Raw genomic sequence first — 2,856 nt, forward strand, 5'->3', positions numbered from 1 at the left:
TCCGGACCCCGCTCGTGCGCGCCATCGGCGACCCCTGACCAAGGAGAGTGTCACACCGTCATGTCCAGGAGCACACAGTCTTCCCCGCACCAGAACCAGGGCCGGGACGGGGACCAGGACCCGGACCCGGCCCCGAGCGAGGGGAGGTTCCGCTGATGTGTGGGCTCAGCGGGGAGATACGGTTCGACGGCGGGCGGCCGGACATCGCGGCGGTGGAACGCATGACCGACCGGCTCGCGCCGCGCGGCCCCGACGGCCGCGGCCTGTGGGCCCAGGGACCGGCGGCCCTGGGACACCGCCGTCTGAAGATCATCGACCTGTCGGACAGCGGCTCCCAGCCCATGACCGACCCCGGGGCCCGCCTCGCCGGCGTCTTCAACGGCTGCGTCTACAACTACCGCGAGCTGCGCGACGAGCTCCACGCCCTCGGCCACCGCTTCTTCTCCCGGTCCGACACCGAGGTGGTCCTCAAGGCGTACCGGCAGTGGGGCACCGACTGCGTCACCCGCCTCCACGGCATGTTCGCCTTCGTGATCGTCGAGCAGGACACCGGGCGCGTGGTCCTGGCCCGCGACCGGCTCGGCATCAAACCGCTCTACCTCTCGGCCACGGCCGAACGCCTGAGGTTCGCCTCCTCCCTGCCCGCGCTGCTCGCGGCCGGCGGCGTCGACACCTCGCTGGACCCGGTCGCCCTGCACCAGTACCTCAGCTGGCACGCCACCGTCGCCGCGCCCCACACCCTCCTCAACGGCGTACGCAAGCTGCCCCCGGCCACCGTGCGGGTCGTCCGGCCCGACGGCAGCCACCACGATCACCGCTACTGGCATCCCGTCCACACCCGCCGGCCCGAGTACGCCGGCCTCGGCGCCGACGACTGGACCGACGCCGTACTGGACGCCCTGCGCACCGCGGTACGCCGCCGCATGGTCGCCGACGTACCTGTCGGAGTGCTGCTCTCGGGCGGCCTGGACTCCAGCCTGATCGTGGCGCTGCTGGCCGAGGAGGGCCAGGAGGACCTCGCGACGTTCAGCGTCGGATTCGAGTCCGAGGGCGACGAGGAGGGCGACGAGTTCCACTACTCCGACCTCGTGGCCCGGCACTTCGACACCCACCACCACCAGCTGATGGTCCCCTCCGACAGGGTGGCAGGCGCCCTGGACGGGGCGGTCCGCGCCATGAGCGAGCCGATGATGAGCCACGACGTGGTGGCCTTCCATCTGCTCTCGGAACAGGTGGCCAAGGAGGTCAAGGTCGTGCAGAGCGGCCAGGGCGCCGACGAGGTGTTCGCCGGGTACGACTGGTATCCGCGGATGGCGGACGTGCCGCGCCGGGATGCCGCCCAGGCGTACATCGACACCTACTCCGACCGCTCGCACGCCGACCTCGCGGCCGTGGTGCAGCCCGGCCTGCTGCCGGACCGGGACACCTCCGCCGAGTTCGTCCGCGCACACATGGCGGCCAAGGGCGCCGAGACGGCGCTCGACGCCGACCTCCGCCTGGACACGCTCGTGATGATGGTCGACGATCCGGTCAAACGGGTCGACAACATGACGATGGACTGGGGCCTGGAGGCCAGGGTGCCGTTCCTCGACCACGAACTGGTCGAACTGGCCGCCGCCTGTCCGCCCGGACTGAAGCTCGCGGACGGCGGCAAGGGCGTCCTCAAGGCCGCCGGACGCCGCGTCCTGCCGCGCGAGGTCGTCGACCGGCCCAAGGGCTACTTCCCCGTCCCGGCGATCAAGCACATGGCCGGGCCCGTCCTCCAGCGGGTCCGCGAGACCCTCACCGCCCCCGAGGCCAGGGCCCGCGGCGTCTTCCGCGAGGAGTACGTCGCCGGACTGCTCGCCGCGCCCGACGCGCACCGCACCAGGCGAGGGGCGAACGCCCTGTGGCAGGCGGCGCTGCTGGAGACATGGCTGCAGACGCACGGGATCCGCTGACGCACATGGAGACACGCACCGACGCCGCCACGCGTGCGCATCCCGCACCGGAGCCGGTACGGCTCGCGGACACCGCGACGCCGTACGACGTGCCGCCCCCGGCCGTCCACGGCTGCTGGTACCCGTCCGTCGACCCCGGGGGCCGGTCCGTCGCCTTCGTCTGCGACCGGGCCGGGGTGCCGCAGCTGTGGACCGCCCCCGTGGCCGGCGAGGAGGTGCGCCGGCTCGACGCGGACCCCCACCCGGTAACGGAGGTGTCCTGGTCTCCGGACGGACGCTGGATCGCCTACACGGCGGCGCCGGACGGCGGCGAACTCACCCGCGTCCTGTGCGTACGCCCCGACGGCACCGGCCGGCACCTGCTGGCGGGCGGCGAACCGGGCACCTCCGCACGGCTCGGCTGCTGGCAGCACGACGGCTCCGCGGTCGCGGTGACCGTCACCGACTCCGCCCCGCCCTTCGCCGTGCGCCCCGGTCCTGCGGCGCCGCAGGGTCCCTCCCACGCCGTTCACCGGGCGGGCCGTGACGGCCGTGCCGTGCTGCTGGAACCAGGCTCCGCACGACTGGGGACCACGAGGGCCGGGGGGAGCGCCGACGGCGACCGGACGGTCTCCGCCGACGAACCGGAACCCAGGGCCCTGTCCGCCTACCTCGTCGACCCCGAGGGTGTGGCCGCACCCGTCCTGCTGGCGAGTGAACGCGGCGCGGCCAACCAGCGCGTGTGCGATCTCAGCCGGGACGGCCGGCTCGCCCTGGTGTACCGGGGTCCCCGAGGGCGCCGCGAGGCGCTCGTCGTCCGCACCGGCGACCGGGTGGTGACCTGCGCGCTGCCGGTCGCCGACGGCGACCCGTGGGTCGGCGGCTTCTCCCCGGACGCCGGGACGGTGTGGCTGCGCAGCGACGGCGGCCGGGAGCA

General features: G+C 73.8%; 2 protein-coding genes. Both read left to right on the plus strand.

Going from position 1 to position 2,856, the window contains the following annotated elements:
• Window positions 1-155 precede the first annotated feature (155 nt).
• Window positions 156-1,940 carry an N-acetylglutaminylglutamine amidotransferase gene (locus B9S61_RS12645; RefSeq protein WP_103542342.1) on the plus strand — a complete coding sequence of 595 codons (1,785 nt, stop codon included), beginning with the start codon at window positions 156-158 and terminating at the stop codon, window positions 1,938-1,940.
• 5 nt (window positions 1,941-1,945) lie between these two features.
• The coding region (locus B9S61_RS12650; RefSeq protein ID WP_374936205.1) for a TolB family protein at window positions 1,946-2,856 on the plus strand (911 nt) is incomplete at its 3' end.

It is taken from the genome of Streptomyces sp. SM1 (genome assembly GCF_002910825.1).
In the GTDB taxonomy this organism is placed as follows: Bacteria; Actinomycetota; Actinomycetes; order Streptomycetales; family Streptomycetaceae; genus Streptomyces; species Streptomyces okerensis.